Annotated in this window: 21 protein-coding genes and 1 pseudogene; 7 read left to right on the top strand and 15 right to left on the bottom strand. The window is 68.9% G+C overall.

From position 1 onward, the window contains the following. Positions 1–62 precede the first annotated feature (62 nt). The 11 genes and pseudogenes from CLG85_RS21785 to CLG85_RS21735 all read right to left on the bottom strand — a co-directional run bounded on the left by CLG85_RS21785 (position 63) and on the right by CLG85_RS21735 (position 7,321). The gene (locus CLG85_RS21785; protein WP_260350001.1) at positions 63–386 is read right to left on the bottom strand and encodes a gene transfer agent family protein; all 324 of its coding nucleotides are present in this window, start codon (positions 384–386) and stop codon (positions 63–65) included. Beyond that, on the bottom strand, positions 387–809 hold the full coding sequence (locus CLG85_RS21780; RefSeq protein ID WP_095884514.1) for a phage major tail protein, TP901-1 family: 423 nt from the start codon (positions 807–809) through the stop codon (positions 387–389). Positions 810–834: 25 nt separating this feature from the next. Next, positions 835–1,242, bottom strand: coding sequence for a DUF3168 domain-containing protein (locus tag CLG85_RS21775; protein WP_095884515.1), 408 nt, complete (start codon positions 1,240–1,242; stop codon positions 835–837). Next, the gene (locus CLG85_RS21770) at positions 1,239–1,577 is read right to left on the bottom strand and encodes a head-tail adaptor protein (RefSeq protein ID WP_095884516.1); all 339 of its coding nucleotides are present in this window, start codon (positions 1,575–1,577) and stop codon (positions 1,239–1,241) included. Before CLG85_RS21770 ends, CLG85_RS21775 begins: the two co-directional genes overlap by 4 nt. Beyond that, positions 1,574–2,167: a head-tail connector protein gene (locus CLG85_RS21765; protein ID WP_260350000.1), complete on the bottom strand. Its 594-nt coding sequence runs from the start codon at positions 2,165–2,167 to the stop codon at positions 1,574–1,576. The genes CLG85_RS21770 and CLG85_RS21765 overlap by 4 nt, the downstream gene beginning before the upstream one ends. A gap of 63 nt (positions 2,168–2,230) precedes the next feature. Continuing rightward, on the bottom strand, positions 2,231–3,415 hold the full coding sequence (locus tag CLG85_RS21760) for a phage major capsid protein (protein WP_095883120.1): 1,185 nt from the start codon (positions 3,413–3,415) through the stop codon (positions 2,231–2,233). 27 nt (positions 3,416–3,442) lie between these two features. Continuing rightward, positions 3,443–3,998: pseudogene (locus CLG85_RS21755) on the bottom strand (HK97 family phage prohead protease). A 27-nt stretch (positions 3,999–4,025) separates the two neighbouring features. Further along, entirely contained in the window at positions 4,026–4,250 is a 225-nt protein-coding gene (locus CLG85_RS21750) for a GTA head formation protein, RCAP_rcc01685 family (RefSeq protein ID WP_095883122.1), read from the bottom strand. Further along, complete coding sequence (locus CLG85_RS21745) at positions 4,243–5,445, bottom strand: phage portal protein (RefSeq protein ID WP_095883123.1); 1,203 nt, start codon at positions 5,443–5,445, stop codon at positions 4,243–4,245. Before CLG85_RS21745 ends, CLG85_RS21750 begins: the two co-directional genes overlap by 8 nt. Positions 5,446–5,697: 252 nt before the next feature. Further along, positions 5,698–7,002: a DNA-packaging protein gene (locus tag CLG85_RS21740; RefSeq protein WP_260349999.1), complete on the bottom strand. Its 1,305-nt coding sequence runs from the start codon at positions 7,000–7,002 to the stop codon at positions 5,698–5,700. After that, on the bottom strand, positions 6,980–7,321 hold the full coding sequence (locus CLG85_RS21735; RefSeq protein ID WP_260349998.1) for a hypothetical protein: 342 nt from the start codon (positions 7,319–7,321) through the stop codon (positions 6,980–6,982). The genes CLG85_RS21740 and CLG85_RS21735 overlap by 23 nt, the downstream gene beginning before the upstream one ends. A gap of 343 nt (positions 7,322–7,664) precedes the next feature. On the opposite strand from CLG85_RS21735, the gene CLG85_RS21730 reads away from it, so the two are divergent. The 4 genes from CLG85_RS21730 to CLG85_RS21715 all read left to right on the top strand — a co-directional run bounded on the left by CLG85_RS21730 (position 7,665) and on the right by CLG85_RS21715 (position 9,923). Beyond that, positions 7,665–8,852: a pyridoxal phosphate-dependent aminotransferase gene (locus CLG85_RS21730; RefSeq protein ID WP_260349997.1), complete on the top strand. Its 1,188-nt coding sequence runs from the start codon at positions 7,665–7,667 to the stop codon at positions 8,850–8,852. A gap of 4 nt (positions 8,853–8,856) precedes the next feature. Beyond that, positions 8,857–9,204: a TfoX/Sxy family DNA transformation protein gene (locus tag CLG85_RS21725; protein WP_095882506.1), complete on the top strand. Its 348-nt coding sequence runs from the start codon at positions 8,857–8,859 to the stop codon at positions 9,202–9,204. A 123-nt stretch (positions 9,205–9,327) separates the two neighbouring features. Beyond that, on the top strand, positions 9,328–9,507 hold the full coding sequence (locus tag CLG85_RS21720; RefSeq protein ID WP_095882505.1) for a YqaE/Pmp3 family membrane protein: 180 nt from the start codon (positions 9,328–9,330) through the stop codon (positions 9,505–9,507). A 5-nt stretch (positions 9,508–9,512) separates the two neighbouring features. Then, positions 9,513–9,923: a DUF4112 domain-containing protein gene (locus tag CLG85_RS21715; protein WP_260349996.1), complete on the top strand. Its 411-nt coding sequence runs from the start codon at positions 9,513–9,515 to the stop codon at positions 9,921–9,923. A gap of 72 nt (positions 9,924–9,995) precedes the next feature. Here the strand turns inward: CLG85_RS21715 and ndk are convergent, their stop codons facing one another. Further along, on the bottom strand, positions 9,996–10,418 hold the full coding sequence (gene ndk, locus CLG85_RS21710) for a nucleoside-diphosphate kinase (protein ID WP_224846456.1): 423 nt from the start codon (positions 10,416–10,418) through the stop codon (positions 9,996–9,998). 334 nt (positions 10,419–10,752) lie between these two features. On the opposite strand from ndk, the gene CLG85_RS21705 reads away from it, so the two are divergent. Genes CLG85_RS21705 through CLG85_RS21695 form a run of 3 tightly spaced genes read left to right on the top strand, consistent with a single transcriptional unit; the run spans position 10,753 to position 13,932 of the window. Continuing rightward, a complete protein-coding gene (locus CLG85_RS21705; RefSeq protein WP_095882207.1) occupies positions 10,753–12,612 on the top strand; it encodes an ABC-F family ATP-binding cassette domain-containing protein in 1,860 nt (619 codons plus the stop codon). Between the two features lie 50 nt (positions 12,613–12,662). Beyond that, positions 12,663–13,289 carry a MarC family protein gene (locus CLG85_RS21700; RefSeq protein ID WP_095882208.1) on the top strand — a complete coding sequence of 209 codons (627 nt, stop codon included), beginning with the start codon at positions 12,663–12,665 and terminating at the stop codon, positions 13,287–13,289. Positions 13,290–13,347: 58 nt separating this feature from the next. After that, positions 13,348–13,932 carry a retropepsin-like aspartic protease family protein gene (locus CLG85_RS21695; RefSeq protein WP_095882209.1) on the top strand — a complete coding sequence of 195 codons (585 nt, stop codon included), beginning with the start codon at positions 13,348–13,350 and terminating at the stop codon, positions 13,930–13,932. A gap of 3 nt (positions 13,933–13,935) precedes the next feature. Here CLG85_RS21695 and CLG85_RS21690 read toward each other — a convergent pair whose 3' ends face one another. The 3 genes from CLG85_RS21690 to CLG85_RS21680 form a co-directional block, all read right to left on the bottom strand. After that, positions 13,936–14,595 carry a Crp/Fnr family transcriptional regulator gene (locus CLG85_RS21690; protein WP_095882210.1) on the bottom strand — a complete coding sequence of 220 codons (660 nt, stop codon included), beginning with the start codon at positions 14,593–14,595 and terminating at the stop codon, positions 13,936–13,938. A gap of 549 nt (positions 14,596–15,144) precedes the next feature. Further along, positions 15,145–15,603, bottom strand: coding sequence for a DNA polymerase III subunit chi (locus CLG85_RS21685; protein ID WP_095882211.1), 459 nt, complete (start codon positions 15,601–15,603; stop codon positions 15,145–15,147). A 16-nt stretch (positions 15,604–15,619) separates the two neighbouring features. Beyond that, positions 15,620–17,152 (bottom strand): leucyl aminopeptidase, encoded by a 1,533-nt coding sequence (locus CLG85_RS21680; protein ID WP_512699384.1) that lies wholly within the window; start codon positions 17,150–17,152, stop codon positions 15,620–15,622. Between the last annotated feature and the right edge of the window lie 74 nt (positions 17,153–17,226).

Here is a 17,226-nt window from a genome sequence, read left to right as displayed (position 1 = left end):
CGCCGGGCGCAGCCCGAGGCCGCTCAGCCCGGCGCGCAGCAGCGCAGGCCAGTCGAAGCCGCTCACCCCGTCGTCTCCGGCGGCGTGAAAGCCCGCGCCAGCAGCTCTGCCGCCGCCCGCGCCGCCGCCATCGGCCCACCGGTGATCTCGGCACTCACGAGGTCTGCAGCCGTGCCCTGCCAGCCGCCGCCGCGCAGCCCCGCCACAATCAGCGCCAGCACGTCGCGGCTCGAGCAGGCGCCGCCCTCGAAGCGGCGCACCAGATCGATAAGCGCGCCCTCGTCCAGCGCCGCCTCCAGCTCGGCCAGCGCGCCCAGCGTGAGGCGCATCACCCGCCGCTCGCCGTCCAGCACCAGCTCCACCTCGCCGCGCCACGGGTTGGCCATTTACGCCCCCGCCGCCGGCACGAAGCTCAATGCCCCGGCCGAGGCGAGCGCGATCTCATAGGTCGCCTCGCCGTCATGACTGCCCGCGTAGTCGATCGAGGTCAGCTGGAACGGCCCCTCGACCGTGCCGAAATCGGGGATGATCACCTGGAAATCCGGCGTCTCGCCGTCGAAGAAGATCTGCCGCGCCCGCTCGTCCGTGCCCGCGTCGCGGAACACCCCCGAGCCCGAGAGGTTGGCCGATTTCACGCCGGCCCCCGCCAGCAGCTCACGCCAACCCCCGGCGCTTTCCAGCGAGGTGACGTCAACGCTCTCGGCGTTGAAACTGAGGCGCGTTGCCCGCAGCCCCGCGAGTGTCTCGAACTGCCCGTCGCCGGTGAGGTCGAGCTTGATCAGAAGATCCTTGCCGTTCTGCGCAGCCATGTTCCCAACTCCTTGCTGTGGCGCCTCATGCGTCCTCGACGCGGGCGCGGAATGTCATGTCGATACGGCGCAGCCCGCCGCGCTCGCGCTTCGCCTCGGCGCGGCGGAAGCGCAGGCTCACCAGCCGGCCGCGCGCCAGCGACAGGTCGGCCTCGTGCAAGAGGTCCGAGACCGCGCCCGCCACCGCCTTCGCCGCCGAGAAGCCCGCCGCCCCGGTCACCACGGCAACGGTGAGGTCATGCCAGGCTCCAGCGTTCGATCCGTCCGAGGCATCACGCACCCGCTCGGCCCCGAGTGTGACGTAAAGCCCCGGCAGCGTTCCCGAGGGCGGCGCGTCGTAGATCGCGCTGCCCACCAGCCCCGTGAGCGTGGCATCGCCTTGCAGCGCGCCGTAGATGGCGGCCTGAAGCGCACCCGACACCGCGTAGCTCATGACGCCACCTCCTCCTGCGCCTCGCAGGCGAGATAGCGTGCCGCCAGATCGCGTTCGTTCACCGAGAGGATGTCGAACACCCGCCCGCCGAGCCGGAATCGCTGCCCAGGGACCGGCCGGCTCGACGCCCCCACCGGCGCGCCGCGCACGGTAATGCGGTAGCGCCCGCGGGCCACCGGACCCGCCTCGCCCATCACCTCGCGCCCCGAGCGCGGCGTCAGCTCGGCCCAGAGCGTGCCCAGGACCTGCCAGCCCGCGGTGAAGCCTCCGGTGCCGTCCGGCACCTGCAGCGGCGCCTCGAGCACGAGGTTCTGTGTCAGCCGCACGCCCCTCATGCCGAGAACCCCAACCGCAACGGGCGATATCGCGCGATCAGTGCGGTCACGCCGAAGGGCATGCATCCCTGGCCCAGTACGGTCTCGTCGCGGTACTCGTAGTAATGCGCCGCGAGCAGCAGCACCGCCTGCCCGAGGTCGGGCGGCAGGTCGTCGAACCCCGCGCCGTAGCCGGCGGTGAAACGGACCTCGGCAGTGCCCCCGGAGGGCAAGTCGGGCAGCGTGCCGCGCTGCGGGCGCAGCATGGGGGTAAAGGCGTCGACCTCCAGACGGTAGCGCTCGGATGCCACATCCTGCGCCACGCCGTAGCGGTCGACCAGCGTCAGCCGCGAGACCGCGGTCACAGGCGCCAGTGGTAGTGCAGCGCCCTCGACGTCGCGCCAGCCATGGAGCGTCCAGAGAAAGCTGCGGAGCAGCAGCGCCTTGCCGGTACGCGCCTCGATGGCCGCCAGCGCCGCGCGCAAGAACGAATAAAGAACATCGTCCTGCAATCCTTCCTCGGCGAAGCCGCTGCCCATGCGCAACTGCCGCTTCAGCGCCGCGAGGGGCAGCACCGTGTCCGGCACCTGGGTTTCTTCGATCACCATCATCAGGTCTCTCCGCTTGTCCCCGCGGGAATGGAGGCGGCGGGATCTCCGCCGCCCTCACCCCGTTCAGCTCGTGGCGCAGCGCAGCAGCTTGATCGCCGCGAAGTCGCTGACGTCGCCGCCGACGCGCTTGGTGGCGTAGAACAGCACATGCGGCTTGGCGCTGTAGGGATCGCGCAGCACCCGCAGGTCCGGGCGCTCGGCGATGGTGTAGCCCGCGCCGAAGTCGCCGAAAGCGATGGGCGTGCTGTCCGCCGCGATGTCCGGCATGTCCTCGGCGATCAGCACCGGGTAGCCCATCAGCCGCGCCGGCTGGCCCGCCGCCAGCCCGTCCGACCACAGGTGCCGCCCGTCGGCATCCTTGAGCTTGCGCAGCGCCCCGGCGGTCTTGGAGTTCATCACGAAAGCGCCCTTGGCCCGATACTCGGCGCCCAGCGCGTAGACGAGGTCGATGATCGCATCGCCGTCGCCAATCGCGCCCGCAATACCGGAGGGCACATAGCCGAGGTTGCCCCATTCCCAGATCTCGTTGTCGACCATGTCGTGGGAAAGGATACCCATCGGCTTGTCGATCCCATCGCCGGTGATGAAGGCCGCCGCCTCGGCCCGGGCGAAGCGGTCGGCGATGCGTCCCGCCAGCCAGGCCTCGAGATCGAAGGCCACGTCATCGAGCAGCCGCTGCGAGGCCTTGGGCATGGCCGAGAGCTCGTGCAGCTTGATCTGGATGCGATCGATGGTCGGCGTCTCGCTCTCGCCGGGGTCGTTGACCTCGTCGGACCAGCCCGCCCCCGTGTCGCCCTGATCGACCAGCACGTCGAAGGACGAGGCCTCGACCGTCACCACGGCGGCAATCGCACGGATCGAGGCGGCGCTCTCGAGCACCGATTTCACCGTCTCCGAGGTCACCGGATCGACGAGGTAGCCGCCATCGGCGGCAACAGCGGTCGAGAGCGCCTTGCCCTCCAGCACCAGCCCGCGGAGCCCGTCGTCATCGCCAGAGCGCAGGTAGGCGCCAAAAGCCTTGCGGTGCGGCAGCCCGGTGTCCGCCATGGTGCCCAGCGCCGGGCGCGCCGCGGCAAGCGAAGTCTTTGTGTCCAGCATGGTCAGTCGCTCTTCATGGTTGTCGAGTTTCGCGTGAAGGTCGGCCCGCATGGCCTTGATGTCCGCGGTCAGCCCCGCCATGGCGGCGCTCACCTGGGCGACCGGGGACAGATCTTCCCCGGTCCGAGAAAAGTTCTCGGGTCTGCTCATCAGCTCGGTCCCCTGTTGTGGCGCGCGTCAGTCGCCCGCCAGGTCACGGCGCGCGGCGTCAAGCGCCAGCGCCAGTTCGCGCAGCGCATCGGGATCCGGGCTCTCGCCCTTGGCCGCCACCCGCGCATTGGGCAGCATCGGGAAGGTGACAAGCGACACCTCCCAGAGCTCCACTTCCTTGAGGAGCCTGCGCCCCTCGCGGTCCTTCACCGCCGTGACGGTGCGATAGCCGATGGACAGCCCGTCGATGGCCCCGGCGGCAAGAAGCGCCGCCGCCTCGCGGCCTTTCTCGACCGCTTCCAGCAGCCGTCCCCTCACATAGAGTCCCTTGCCATCCTCGCGCAGTTCCTCCCAGACGCCGATCGGCTGGGCCGGGTCGTGCTGCCAGAGCAACCGCACCGCGCGCCCCTCTGAAGCCAGCCGCTGCAGCGAGGCGGCATAGGCGCCGGGTTCAACGATATCGCCCCCCCTGGTCGGCCTTGCCGAAGAGCGAGGCATAACCCTCGATCCGCAACCCCTCCGAGAGGGTGATCCCCAAGGCGCTCTCCCCACCGGGCTGGCAGAACTTGTGCTCCAGTTCCATGCGACGCTCCCTCTCAAGCTCCACCCCTCAGGGTGCCATGATGCTCAGCCCCTGCAGCGCCTGCGCCAGCAGCCCCGCCGCCACGCCATAGACCGCCAGCCAGAGCCGTTTCTCCAGCCGCTCCAGCACCAGCTCGAGCCGCGCCAACCGGTCCTCGAGCGCGGCGATCTGCAGTGCACTCAGCCGCTCATGCGCCTCAAGTCGCAGCGCCGGGGCGCAGGCGAAGGGCTCGTAGGACGGGCGCTCAGTCACCCGCCTCCTCCTCGGCCAGCGGTGGCAACCCCAGCATGCGCCGCTTTTCCGGCACGGTCAGAAAGGCCGCCTCCGAAACGCGACGCCAATGGGTCTCGCGCTCGGCCGAAAGCGCCGGCACCTGGTCGAGGTCGGGCTTCAGCTCCACCTCCTCGCCGGTGAAGCCGGCCAGCCACCTGCCCAGCGCCGCGCTCACCCGCTGCGCCAGCGGCAGCACGGTCAGCCGGTAGAAGGCGCGGTTGGCCTCCTGGTAGTTGGCATAGGTGGCATCCCCGGGGATCCCCAGCAGCATCGGCGGCACACCAAATGCGATGGCGATCTCGCGCGCCGCGGCCTCCTTGGTCTGCTGGAACTCCATGTCCGAGGGCGAAAACCCCATCGGCTTCCAGTCGAGCCCGCCCTCCAGCAGCATTGGACGCCCGGCATTGCGCGCCCCCTGGTGCTGGCTCTCCATCTCCGAGACCAGACGCTCGTACTGGTCCTGCGCCATCGAGCCCTGCCCGTCGCCGCCGGTCCAGACGATCGCCCCCGAGGGTCGCGCGGCATTGTCCAAGAGCCCCTTGGACCAGCGCGAGGCGCTGTTGTGCACATCCACAGCCTGCGCGGCGGGCTGCAGCGGCGAGAGCCCGTAGTGGTCGTCCTGCGGATGGAAACACTTGATATGGCAGATCGGCGCCGGTCCCTCGTCGACATCGAAACGATGCGCCCGCCCGTCCACCTGATACTCATAGGCGATGGGCCAGCCATCTCCCCCCGGCACCAACCGCATCCGCTCCGAGCGCAGCACATGGAGCTCGGCGGGCAGCGCGGCGCCGCTTCCCACGGCCTCGATATAGCCATCCCCCGTCAGCAGCAGCTGGCCGTAGAGCGCCTCAAGCAGTTCCGCCTTGCCCTGCACCGGGTTCGGCGCAGCGATACGGCGCAGGATGGGGTGGGCGCTGTAGCGCATCTCCGCATCCTGCAGCACCAGCGGCAGGGCGGCGGCGGCCTCGGAGATCAGCTTCACCGCACGGAAGCCCACCGGGTTGCCGGTGAACCCCTGCCGCGTCAGGGACCCGGTGTCCCGCGCGGTGTCCCGCGGCGACCAGGCCACGCGCCCCGTGGCCTGCACCGCGATCAGCCGGCCCGCCGCAGAAGCCTTGATCTCCGGCTGCGCTGCCGCCCCGCGTCCCCGCCGCAGAAAGTCGAACCCCATGTCCCGCTCCTTGCTGGTCTCCGGCCCGAGGCCCTCACGGCCCCGATGCCCGTTGAAGACCAAGCTACGGCGCATCCGTTAACCATCCCCTCCCGCGCCGTGCGCCGGCGCTGCAACAGCCAGCCGAGGCTCCGTCCGCTGCGCTCCGCCATGCGTATTTGGAAAGAGAAGAAGCGCGCCGCTCCGGCTTTCTTCTAGGTCCAAATATCCCGGGGGAGACGCGCGCAGCGCGGCGGGGGCAGCGCCCCCTCGTCACAGGCCCCGCACCCGGGGCCGCCGCCAGCCCTCGGCAGGCGCGGTAATCAGCTCGGTGAGCGCCCAGACCAGCGCATCCACCCGGTCCGGAGAGCCCTGTCCCTGGAACCCCGAAGCGGTCAACAGCCCCATCTGCTCCTCCAGCAGCTCGAAACGCCGCGCATGGGCGATGCGCCCCTGCTCGTAGAGCGCCGCCACCGGCTCGGCGCGCAGCACCTTGCCGCGCGTGGCGCTGACCTTGCGCAGCGGCACCGACGGCGCGACTTGCCGCAGCACCGCCTCGACCATTGCGCCGCCCTGGTTGATCTCGGCGACGATGCGGTCGGCCTGCCAGCGCTCGAAGGCCGCAACGGCGGCGCGCGCCCAGCCGCTCGGCCCGAGCCCCTGAACCGAGGCATCCTCGAGCACCACCCCCTGCCAGCCCTGGGGCGGCCCCTCGCAGCTCACGCCGCAGACGACGATGCCACAGGCGTCGGACGCGACACCGTCCCCGGCGGGCGGGTCCACCGCCACCACGATGCGGTCCAGCCGTTCCGGGACCTCCTGCAGCCGCGCGCGCTCCAGCACCTCCTGCGTCCAGAGCGTTCCGTCGACGTCGCAGACCATCTCGCCGTCAAGCTCCTGCCGCGCCAGCCGCGTCGCCCCGTAGCGTGCCCGCACCTCGTCGAGGAAACTGGCCGCGAGGTTGGCCCGGTTGGCCTCGGTAGGGGCACGGGTCACCACGGTGCTCGGCAGCTCCAGCAGCTCCTTCAACACGCCGATGTTGCGCGGTGTGGTGGTGACGCAGGCCTGCGGGTGATCCCCCAGCCGCAGCGCGAACTGCAGCATGTCCCAGGTCTCCCGCGCCTTGCGCCACTTGCCGAGTTCATCCGCCCAGGCCCCATCGAACTGCGGCCCGCGCAGCGCCTCCGGGTCATGCGCCGAGAAGACCATCGCCTCGGCACCATTGGGCCAGGTGAGGCAGCGCCGGGTGGCACTCCAGTCCGGTCGCCGGTCGGGCGGCGAGCACGCAAGGATCCCCGAGTCGCCGAACACCATCACCTCGCGCGCCTGGTCCAGCGTCTCTCCGACCAGCGCCACCCGCCTGCAGCGCCCCGGCGAGAGCGGCAGCGCGCCCTCCACCGAGGCCCGCACCCATTCCGCCCCGGCCCGGGTCTTGCCCGCGCCGCGCCCGCCGAGGATCGCCCAGCTGCGCCAGTGCCCGGCGGGCGGCAGCTGATGCTCCAGCGCCCAGAACTCGAAGAGAAAGGGGAGCGCCAGGCGCTCCCCCTCCGACAGCTCATTCAGAAAGCTCTCCTGCACCGCAGCACCGGCGGAGGCGAGCCATGCGGCAGCCGATCTCAACCCTTGCGCGCTCGAGGTCGAGCGCCCAGTCCCCGGCAATTCCCTTCTGCTTGCGTCTGACATTCCTGATCTGTGCCTCCGTTTCATGAGCGACCTTCAGCCAGTAGCGCAGGTCCGCTGCGGCCTTGCTGGTCTCCGGTTTGTCCAAGGTGCAGTCTTCGTCGAAGCGGTCGCGCAGGCGCCGCATGTCGCTGCCGAGATGCCGCAGCATGTCGGCCAGCTGCTCCCGTTCCTCTTCGAGACGGGACAGCTCTTCTTCGAGATGGATGAGGATCATCGCTCGATACCTTTCTTGCCTGTAGGGGTCGTGCCTGTGGAAAGTGCCTCGCAGGGGCCCGCGCCGGTCTTTGCCGGGGTCGTCGCGCCCTGCCGCCAAACGAAAAAGCGGCCACCGGGGTCACCCCGGGGCCGCCTGCCCATTTCGTCCAGCATGCATGAACCCTACAGACGAGCGTCCGCAAAGTCAAGATTACCGGCCCGCACGCACGTCACCAAGTAACTGTTAATAATATATAATACTCCATGAACCCTGCGTTCTCCCCGCGTCGCACACGGCCTCTCTTGCCGCCCCTTCCGCGCTCTGGCACAACGTTCGGACACTCGAAATCGCGGAGTCCGCCATGCCTTCTCTCTCCCGTCGCATCACCTCTCTCAACGCCGGTGGCGGCGACGGCTGGGAGATTTTCTACAAGGCCCGCGCCCTGCGCGCCGCCGGTGTTCCGGTCACCGAGCTGACCATCGGCGAGCCCGACGAGCGCACCGACCCGTCGATCCTTGCCGAGATGCACCGCGCCGCCACCGCCGGGCACACCGGCTACGCCGCGGTGCCCGGTATCCCCGCGCTGCGCGACGCCATCGCGGCCCGCGTCACCGCGCGCACCGGCGTGCCCACCACGCGCGACAACGTGCTGGTCACCCCCGGTGGGCAGTCGGCGCTCTTTGCCGCGCATATGGCGGCCTGCAACCCCGGCGATGCCGCGCTGATGATCGAGCCGCATTACGTCACCTACCCCGGCACCCTCCGCGCTGCCGGCGCCGTGCCGCACAGCATCGCCACCCGCCCCGAGCACAGCTTCTTTCCGGAGGCCGCCGAAGTCCGCCGCAAGGCGCGCGAGACCGGCGCCTCGGCACTGCTGGTCAACTCGCCAAGCAACCCCACCGGCGCCGTCTACCCCCGCGCCGTGCTCGAGGGGCTCGCCGGGGTGGCCCGCGACGAAGACCTCTGGCTGATCTCCGACGAAGTCTACGACACGCAGATATGGGAGGGCGACCACCTCAGCCCCCGCGCGCTGCCCGGCATGGAGGGGCGCACCATGGTCATCGGCTCGCTGTCGAAGAGCCACGCGATGACCGGCAGCCGCATAGGCTGGCTGATCGCCCCCGAGCCCGCCATCGCCGCGCTGATTGATCTGGCGACCAACACCACCTACGGCGTGCCCGGCTACATCCAGGACGCCGCGCTCTACGCGCTGACCGCGGATGAGACGCTTGAGCCCCGCGTCGCCGAGCCCTTCCGCCGCCGCCGCGCGCTGGCGCAGAAGGTCCTTGCCCGGCAGACCGATGTCGGCCTCGTGCCCTCGAGCGGGGCGATGTATCTCTTCCTCGACATCCGCGCGACCGGCCTCTCGGGCATAGCCTTCGCCGACGCGCTGCTCGACACCCACCGCATCGCGGTCATGCCGGGCGAGAGCTTCGGCCCCTCGGCCGCGGGCTTCCTGCGCGTCGCGCTGACCATCCCCGACGATCAGTTCGCCGAGGCGCTGACCACCCTCACCGGCTTTGCCGCCACGCTCTCCAAGGCCGCCTGAGCCGATGTCCGGCACCCCGATCTCCAGCATCCGCAACCTCGGGCCGGCGGTGGAATCGGCCTGCCGCCGCGCCGGGATCGAGGATGCCGAGACGCTGCGGGCTCTCGGCGCCGACGAGACCTACCGCCGCCTGCTCGCCCACGGCACGAGGCCGCATTTCATCGGCTTCTACGTGCTGCACATGGCGCTGCAGGGGCGCCCGTGGAACGATGCGCGGGGCAAGGAAAAGGAAGCCCTGCGGGCCCGCTTCGACGCGCTGGTCGCCGAGCGCAGGAGCAACGAACCCCTCGACGGGATCGAGAAGATCCTCGACGAGATCGGCGTCATCGATCCCTCCCGCCGCCCCCATTAGGCGCGCGACCAGGCCCGCCAAGCCAATCGCTTGCGCCTCAGGTCCGAGGCCTCGCGGGAACCGCCCCCCCCGGTCTCCGTGTTGGTACGCCAACACATCTTTCACCCTCGAAGGGAGACCGACATGGACCTGATCCGCATCATTTTCGCCATCCTGCTGCCGCCGCTCGGCGTGTTCCTGCAGGTCGGCCTCGGCAAGCATTTCTGGATCAACATCCTTCTGACCATCTTCGGCTACATCCCCGGCATCGTGCACGCGATCTGGATCATCGCCCGCACCGGGCCGAAGCAGCAGCACGCCTGAGCGCCATGGCACCTCAGGCACAGAGCCTCCACCCCCATTTCCAGCGGCTCGAGAGGATCGACCGCTGGGCGCGGCGGATGGACCGGGCCTACCGCATCCCCTTCACCCCGATCCGTTTCGGCTGGGATGCGGTCTTCGGCCTAGTTCCCGGGATCGGCGACACGCTGGCGCTGGCCCCGGCGGTGTGGATCGTCAAGGAGGCGCATGACATGGGTGCGCCCAGGGCGCTGCTTGGCCAGATGGGCGTCAACCTCGCGATCGACTGGGGGATCGGCCTCATCCCGCTGGTCGGCGACATCTTCGACATCGGCTACCGCGCCAACACGCGCAACGCCGGGCTGCTGCGGCGCTGGCTCGAGAGCCGGCCCGCCGGCCCGCGCGAAGGCGCCACGGGCCCCTTCGACATGGCGGCGTAACACGTCGCATGATCGCCAAAGAAAAGGGCGCCCCGCGGGGCGCCCTTCGATCTGTCCGGGTGAGCGAATGGCTCAGCCGACGAGCTCAAGGCCCGAGAAGAAGTAGGCGATTTCTTCAGCCGCGGTTTCCGGCGCGTCCGAGCCGTGCACCGAGTTCTCGCCGACCGACTCGGCGAACTCTGCGCGAATGGTGCCTGCAGCGGCGTCGGCCGGGTTGGTGGCGCCCATCACTTCGCGGTTCTTGGCGATCGCGCCTTCACCTTCCAGCACCTGCACGACAACCGGCTCGGAGGCCATGAACTCGCACAGCTCGCCATAGAAGGGACGCTCTGCGTGCACCTTGTAGAACTCGCCGGCCTGCGCCGGGGTCAGCTGGATGCGCTTCTGCGCGACGATGCGCAGGCCCGCTTCCTCGAACTTGGCGTTGATCTTGCCGGTCAGGTTGCGGCGGGTTGCATCGGGCTTGATGATCGACAGGGTGCGTTCGACGGCCATTTGGTCTCTCCAATGTCAGAAAGCCGGGCGACGGCCCGGCCAGTATTCTCCGGGAGGGGCGTTAGCATGCGCCTCGCCGATTGGAAAGACCTTGCGGCGCCCGCGTGCCCCGGGTGCAGGCAGGATGGGGGCTCCGCCCCCTCGGCGCTGCGCGCCTCACCCCCGGGATATTTGGACCTAGAAGAACCTCCCATCTTCTTCTCTTTCCAAATACGCACGGCGCGACGCCTCCGCCGGGCGCAGCGCCGGGGAAATGCGCGTGCGCCACACAAAGACCGGTCGCGGCGCGCGATGGGGGATTTTGCCCGCCCGAAGGCTCTGCTATGGCGGCGCCATGCTGAGTATTCGAGACATCTCCTATTCCGTCGAAGGCCGCCCTCTGCTCGAGGAGGCCTCCGCCGTGATTCCCGCGGGCCACAAGGTTGGCCTCGTCGGTCCCAACGGCGCGGGCAAGACCACGCTCTTCCGGCTCATCCGCGGCGAGCTGACGCTCGACGGCGGCGAGATCGAGCTGCCCGCCCGCGCCAAGATCGGCGGCGTGGCGCAGGAGGCTCCGGCCTCGGATGTCTCGCTGATCGAGACCGTGCTGGCCTGCGATCTCGAGCGCGCCGCGCTCATGGCCGAGGCCGAGACCGCCACCGACCCGCACCGTATCGCCGACATCCAGACAAGGCTCGCCGACATCGACGCCTGGTCCGCCGAGGCGCGCGCCGCGACCATCCTCAAGGGCCTCGGCTTCGACGAGGCGGCGCAGCAGCGCCCCTGCTCGGACTTCTCGGGCGGCTGGCGGATGCGCGTGGCGCTGGCGGGCGTGCTCTTTGCCGAGCCCGACCTGCTGTTGCTCGACGAGCCGACCAACTACCTCGACCTCGAGGGCGCGCTCTGGCTGGAAAGCTACCTGCAGAGCTACCCGCACACGGTGATCGTGATCAGCCACGACCGCGGGCTGCTGAACCGCGCGGTGGGGGCGATCCTGCACCTCGAGGAGCGCAAGCTGGTGCTCTACCAGGGCAATTACGACACCTTCGCGCGCACCCGCGCCGAGCGCCGCGCCGTGCTGGCGGCGGCGGCGAAAAAGCAGGATGAGCGCCGCGCCCACCTGCAGAGCTTCGTCGACCGTTTCCGCGCCAAGGCCTCCAAGGCCCGGCAGGCGCAGGCCCGCGTCAAGATGCTGGAGAAGATGGAGCGGATCACCGCGCCCGAGGAAGCCGCCAAGCGCGTCTTCACCTTCCCGCAGCCCGACGAGCTCTCGCCGCCGATCCTCGCGCTGGAGAACGCCTCGACCGGCTATGGCGACAAGGTGGTTCTGCGCAAGCTCTCGCTGCGCATCGACCAGGACGACCGCATCGCGCTCCTTGGCCGCAACGGCCAGGGCAAGTCGACGCTGTCGAAGCTCTTTGCCGGGCGGCTGGCGCTGATGGACGGCAAGATGACCTCGAGCTCGAAGCTGCGCATCGGCTATTTCGCCCAGCACCAGGTCGACGAGCTGCATCTCGACGAGACCCCGCTGCAGCACCTGCAGCGCGAGCGCCCCGACAGCGCCCCCTCGAAGCTGCGCGCGCAGCTGGCGGGCTTCGGGCTCGGCGCCAACCAGGCCGAGACCGAGGTGGGCCGCCTCTCGGGCGGGCAGAAGGCGCGGCTGTCGCTGCTGCTGGCGACGCTCGATGCGCCGCATATGCTGATCCTCGACGAGCCGACCAACCACCTCGACATCGAGAGCCGCGAGGCGCTGGTCGAGGCGCTGACCGCCTATTCCGGCGCGGTCATCCTGGTCTCGCACGACATGCACCTGCTGGGTCTGGTCGCCGACCGGCTCTGGCTGGTCAAGGACGGCACGGTGACCCCCTACGAGGAGGACCTCGAGGCCTACCGCAAGATGCTGCTGACGCAGGACCGGCCGGAAAAGCCCGCCAAGGCCGAGAAGGCCGCGCCGAAGCCCAAGCGCGCCAGCCGCGACGAGATCCTCGCGCTGCGCTCGGAGGCGCGCAAATGCGAGGAGCGCGTCGCCAAGATCGAGGACATGCGCGAGAAGCTCGCCAGCAAGCTTGCCAACCCGGACCTCTACGAGGCGACCCGGGCGGGCGAGCTCGAGACCTGGAACCGCAAGTACGCCGAGGTCATGGACGGGCTGCGCCGCGCGGAAACGCTGTGGGAAGCGGCGATGGAGAAGCTGGAGGCGGCGGAAGCCGGCTGAGCCGAAAGGCTTTTCTGGACAGAATCCGCGCAAGGCCCTAGCCATTTGTCATGGACATGGCCTTGCTCATCAGCGCCTTCGCCACGCTCTTCGTGGTGATCGATCCGATCGGTCTGACGCCGATCTTCATCGCGCTGACCCAGGGCGCCGATGCCGCGCATCGGCGCGCCGTCGGCATCCGGGCCTGTCTGACCGCGCTGGTCATCCTGATGCTTTTCGCCTTCTTCGGCGAGGCTGTGCTCGGTTTCATCGGGATCTCGATCTCGGCCTTCCGCATCTCCGGCGGGCTGCTGCTCTTCCTGACCGCCCTCGACATGCTCTTCGAGCGGCGCACCAAGCGGCGCGAGGACAAGATCGAGGACGACGTCATGCCCGATCCCTCGATCTTTCCCATCGCCATCCCGCTGATCGCCGGGCCCGGTGCCATCGCCACGATCATCCTGCTGGTCGGCCATTCCAGCGGTCCGCTGGAAACCGCGATGATCCTCGGGGTGCTGATGGTCGTGCTGCTGATGACGCTGGGCTGCTTCTTCCTCGCGGGTCCGATCGAACACGCGCTGGGGCATGTCGGCATCGTCGTCATCACCCGGATCTTCGGCATGCTGCTTGCGGCGCTGGCGGTGCAATTCGTGATCGACGGCATCCGCGGGCTCGACTGGTCCGGCGTCTTCGGCTGAGACTCGCAGAACGCGGGTGCAGCGCCTACATTGCTTTCCGAGCAAGGGGGGCACGCATTTGTCTGAAATCGATATTGGCCGGTTGGGGTATCTCGGCCTGCTGCTGGCGGCGCTGGTGATCTGGATGTTCATGCAACAGCGGGGCCGGATGGCGCAGAAACTGCAGCAGCTTGCCGCCTGGGGGCTGATCTTCCTCGCGGTGATCGCCGCCGTCGGCCTCTGGGACGACATCCGCCACACGGTGAGCCCGCAGCAGTCGGTCTTTGCCGAAGCCGGCCGGATCGAGCTGCCGCGCGCGCCGGACGGGCATTACTACATGACGCTGCAGATCAACGACACGCCGGTGCGCTTCGTGGTCGACACCGGCGCCAGCGGCGTGGTGCTGACCCGGCAGGACGCCGAGCGCATCGGCATCGCCGCCGAAGACCTTGCCTTCCACTCCAGCGCCCGCACCGCAAATGGCGCGGTCGAGACCGCGCCGGTGCGGCTCGGGACGGTCACGCTGGGGCGATTCGAGGACCGCAACCTGCCCGCCTTCGTCAACGGTGGCGAGATGGACAACTCGCTGCTCGGCATGAGTTACCTGCAGCGCTTCGACCGGCTCGAGATCTCGGGTGGCACGATGGTGCTGGAGCGGCGCTGAGCCTCAGACCTCGATCTTCAGCCGGCCCCGGTCGAGCACCGCGATGGCGCCGCGGCGGATCTCGATCACCCCGTCGCGCCGCAGGTCGCCCAACAGCTTGTTGATCGTCTGCCGCGAGCAGCCGACCATCGAGGCGAGGTACGACTGGCTCAGCCGGGCCTCGCGGTTGGCCTCGGTGGTGAACTGGTGAAGGTACATGCGCAGCCGCTCCTCGACCGAGAAGAACTGGGCGATGGCCCGAAGCTCGTTGTCGCGGGTCAGCCGGGTCTGCATGATCGCGGCGGAGTTGCGCAGCAGCAGCGCCGGCGGAATGTGCTTGAGCAGCAGCTCGAACGAGCAGGCCAGCACGATCGCATCCGGCAGGGTCCGGCAGCTTGACGAGCAGGTGGTGCCCGACAGCCCTTCGACCTCGCCCAGCACCTCGCCGGGGCCGGCGACGTGCAACACCGCGGCATTGCCCTGCTTGTCGAGGTAGATCACCTCCACCCGGCCCTTCAGGATCAGGTACATGACCGGCGTCGTCTCGCCCTGCCGCAGAATATCTGTCGGCGCATCGTAGCGCTGCAGCGTGCACTCGGAAAGCAGGGCATCCTTCTGCTCCCGGCTCAGGCCGTCGAGCAGCGGACAGTCGAGCAAGGGCCCGTATTCGATAGGAGTTGTCATGAAGTCAGTCCGATAGCCACTTGCTCAGATGACGCAAGGGCAAAACGCGTAAATCTGTCGCGAGCACCGGCCAAGGCGGGCTCACTGGCGGAAATCCGTCGGGTCATCGGCGAAAACATCCGCCGCGCGGGTCGAAATCGAGAAATGACCATCCCAGAGCCGCGTCCGGCGCGATTTGGATCGGACTGCTCCGGTCCATTGGCCGCGGCGGAGAAGGACGCTGGAATGGCCGTTACTCGGTTACCCTCACCCCTACACGGGAACTCCCGTGTAAGGCACGACCGGCCCCCGGGAAACAACTCGAAGCGGTCGGGCGTGCAGGCACCGTGTAGGAGGTTTTTTGCCGATCTGTGTAAGCGGGACGACAGTGTTCTCATATTTTTCAAGAAATTTTCTATTTTTTTGCCATTTTTCCGAGGGCTGAAAATTTATCCCTCAAATACGAGAATGGGCGGAAATTAGCGCATATGTCAAATGGGATCACCCTAAAGGCGAGTCACCCATTTGCGACTGCGCCATATACGTGACGAATTCGTGACAGCCCTGCTTTCAGGACTCGGCTTTCTTTTCCCAGCGCCCGCTTTCCTCGGACCAATATTGCGCGGTCACCCCGGCGCCGGTGAGCGCCCGCCACTGCCCCCGCGCCACGTCGAGCGCCTGCGGATCCATGCCGTCGAAAAGGATGCAGACCCGCTCCATCGCGCTCACCTCCTCGGGCGAGACCTCTGCGCCATCCACCGCCATCAGGCAGGAGGCGCCGTTGGGCATCTCGGCGCGGTCGGTCAGCAGCACGGGTTGCAGCGCGTCATGCGGCCCTCCGGCGCGGCCATGCGGCAGGAAGCCATCGTCCCGGCCCAGCCAGAGACGCTCGTCGAGCCAGTCGAGCCGTCGCGGATCGCCGCCGCGCACCGCCACGCGCCACCCCGCGGCCAGAGATTTTTCCAGCAGCATCGACAGGGTCTCTTCGACCGGCCGCTGGGTCAGGTGGTAGAACATCGCGACACCCATGCGCGTCAGCCTCCTGTCATCTGATCAAGGTTTCGCGCCCGGGCGCAGGGCGCCCGGGGCAACGGCAGTCGTGGCTCAGTCGTCCTTGCGCTCGAAGCGCTCGCGGATCATTCGGTCGAGCGACAGCACCCCCCCAGCCGGTCGCCCCGGCGGGCGCCAGCAGCGATGCGGACTTCAGTTTCGCCACCCCGGCGATATCCAGGTGGATCCACGGCATGTCATCCTTGACGAACCGCTTGAGGAACTGCGCCGCGGTGATCGAGCCGGCGGGCCTCCCGCCGATGTTCTTCATGTCCGCCAGCGGCGATTTGAGCATGTCGTCATAGGCCTGCGCCAGCGGCATGCGCCAGGCTCCCTCGCCCTCGGTCCTGGCGGCCTTGAGGAAGTCCTCGGCAAAGCCGTCCTCGTTGGAGAAGACCGCAGCGTTCTCATGGCCGAGCGCAACGATGCAGGCACCGGTGAGCGTGGCCAGATCGACCATGGCGACCGGCTTCACGTGCTCCTGCGCGTACCAGAGCACGTCGCAGAGCACGAGCCGGCCCTCGGCGTCGGTATTGAGGATCTCGATCGTGTCGCCCTTCATCGACTTCACGATGTCGCCGGGGCGCATCGCGGTGCCCGAGGGCATGTTCTCGACGAGGCCGACAAGGCCTACCACATGCGCAGGCGCCTTGCGCAGCGCCAGCGCCTTCATCACGCCCGCCACGGTGCCCGCACCGCCCATGTCCATGGTCATGTCTTCCATGCCCGGCCCCGGCTTCAGCGAGATGCCGCCGGTGTCGAAGACCACGCCCTTGCCGACCAGCGCCAGGGGATCGCCCGTCGCGCCCTTCCAGCGCATGATCACCATCTTCGACGGCGCGGCAGAGCCCTGCCCCACGGCCAGCAGCGCGTTCATGCCAAGCTCCGCCATGCGGTCCTCTTCGAGAACCTCGACCTCGACCCCGAGCTCGGTCAGCGCTTCGAGCCGCGCGGCAAATTCCTCGGTGGTCAGCACGTTGGCCGGCTCGCTCACCAGGTCCCGGGTGAAGGCGACACCCTCGGCCACCGCCAGCAGCGAGGCCGCGGCCGTGCCGGTCTCCTCGGGCTTGGCACAGAGGATGGTCGCCGGCTCGGGCGTCTCGGCGCTCTCGGACTTGTGATTGATCACCGCATGGCCGCGGAGCGCCAGCGCGAGCGCCAGCTGCGGCAGCCGCGCGGTACCCTCACCGACCAGCGTCAGCGCCTTGCCGCCAGCGGCAGAGGCCAGCGCCGCGCCCGCCTTGCGCGCCTCGGCGACCGAGGGACGCCGTTCGAGTTTCACCACGTCCAGCGCCTCGGCGGCGAGCCCGGCCGGATAGGCCAGCGAAATCACCTCGCCCGCCTTGGCCTTTTCCCAACGCTCCGCTTCGAGCAGCCGCGCCAGCGCGCCCTTGGTCAGGCGGTTCAGCCGGCGCGCACCGGGGCTCATCCGGCCTTCGGCGTTGACCAGCAGCACAATCCTGCCCTGCCGCTCCGCCAGCCCGTCGAGGTCCACCGCCGAAAATTCGAATGTGCGCAACTGGGTCATTCGCCCGCCTTCCCTGCTTGTCTGTCGTCATTGTGTCCGGTCCAAGACTCCTAGAGCGCCGCAATCGGCTTGAC

It is taken from the genome of Alloyangia mangrovi, assembly GCF_002300555.2.
GTDB classification, from domain to species: Bacteria; Pseudomonadota; Alphaproteobacteria; order Rhodobacterales; family Rhodobacteraceae; genus Salipiger; species Salipiger mangrovi.
Note: the sequence above shows the minus strand (reverse complement) of the source record. Positions and strands in the feature narration are given on the sequence as shown.

Excerpts from the sequence above, each read along its gene's own strand:
- CLG85_RS21785 (WP_260350001.1), bottom strand. The coding sequence starts at position 386 with ATGGCCAACCCGTGGCGCGGCGAGGTGGAGCTGGTGCTGGACGGCGAG.
- CLG85_RS21780 (WP_095884514.1), bottom strand. The coding sequence starts at position 809 with ATGGCTGCGCAGAACGGCAAGGATCTTCTGATCAAGCTCGACCTCACC.
- CLG85_RS21775 (WP_095884515.1), bottom strand. The coding sequence starts at position 1,242 with ATGAGCTACGCGGTGTCGGGTGCGCTTCAGGCCGCCATCTACGGCGCG.
- CLG85_RS21770 (WP_095884516.1), bottom strand. The coding sequence starts at position 1,577 with ATGAGGGGCGTGCGGCTGACACAGAACCTCGTGCTCGAGGCGCCGCTG.
- CLG85_RS21765 (WP_260350000.1), bottom strand. The coding sequence starts at position 2,167 with ATGATGGTGATCGAAGAAACCCAGGTGCCGGACACGGTGCTGCCCCTC.
- CLG85_RS21760 (WP_095883120.1), bottom strand. The coding sequence starts at position 3,415 with ATGAGCAGACCCGAGAACTTTTCTCGGACCGGGGAAGATCTGTCCCCG.
- CLG85_RS21745 (WP_095883123.1), bottom strand. The coding sequence starts at position 5,445 with ATGGGGTTCGACTTTCTGCGGCGGGGACGCGGGGCGGCAGCGCAGCCG.
- CLG85_RS21735 (WP_260349998.1), bottom strand. The coding sequence starts at position 7,321 with ATGATCCTCATCCATCTCGAAGAAGAGCTGTCCCGTCTCGAAGAGGAA.
- CLG85_RS21730 (WP_260349997.1), top strand. The coding sequence starts at position 7,665 with ATGCCTTCTCTCTCCCGTCGCATCACCTCTCTCAACGCCGGTGGCGGC.
- CLG85_RS21725 (WP_095882506.1), top strand. The coding sequence starts at position 8,857 with ATGTCCGGCACCCCGATCTCCAGCATCCGCAACCTCGGGCCGGCGGTG.
- CLG85_RS21720 (WP_095882505.1), top strand. The coding sequence starts at position 9,328 with ATGGACCTGATCCGCATCATTTTCGCCATCCTGCTGCCGCCGCTCGGC.
- CLG85_RS21715 (WP_260349996.1), top strand. The coding sequence starts at position 9,513 with ATGGCACCTCAGGCACAGAGCCTCCACCCCCATTTCCAGCGGCTCGAG.
- ndk (WP_224846456.1), bottom strand. The coding sequence starts at position 10,418 with ATGGCCGTCGAACGCACCCTGTCGATCATCAAGCCCGATGCAACCCGC.
- CLG85_RS21705 (WP_095882207.1), top strand. The coding sequence starts at position 10,753 with ATGCTGAGTATTCGAGACATCTCCTATTCCGTCGAAGGCCGCCCTCTG.
- CLG85_RS21700 (WP_095882208.1), top strand. The coding sequence starts at position 12,663 with ATGGACATGGCCTTGCTCATCAGCGCCTTCGCCACGCTCTTCGTGGTG.
- CLG85_RS21690 (WP_095882210.1), bottom strand. The coding sequence starts at position 14,595 with ATGACAACTCCTATCGAATACGGGCCCTTGCTCGACTGTCCGCTGCTC.
- CLG85_RS21685 (WP_095882211.1), bottom strand. The coding sequence starts at position 15,603 with ATGGGTGTCGCGATGTTCTACCACCTGACCCAGCGGCCGGTCGAAGAG.
- CLG85_RS21680 (WP_512699384.1), bottom strand. The coding sequence starts at position 17,152 with ATGACCCAGTTGCGCACATTCGAATTTTCGGCGGTGGACCTCGACGGG.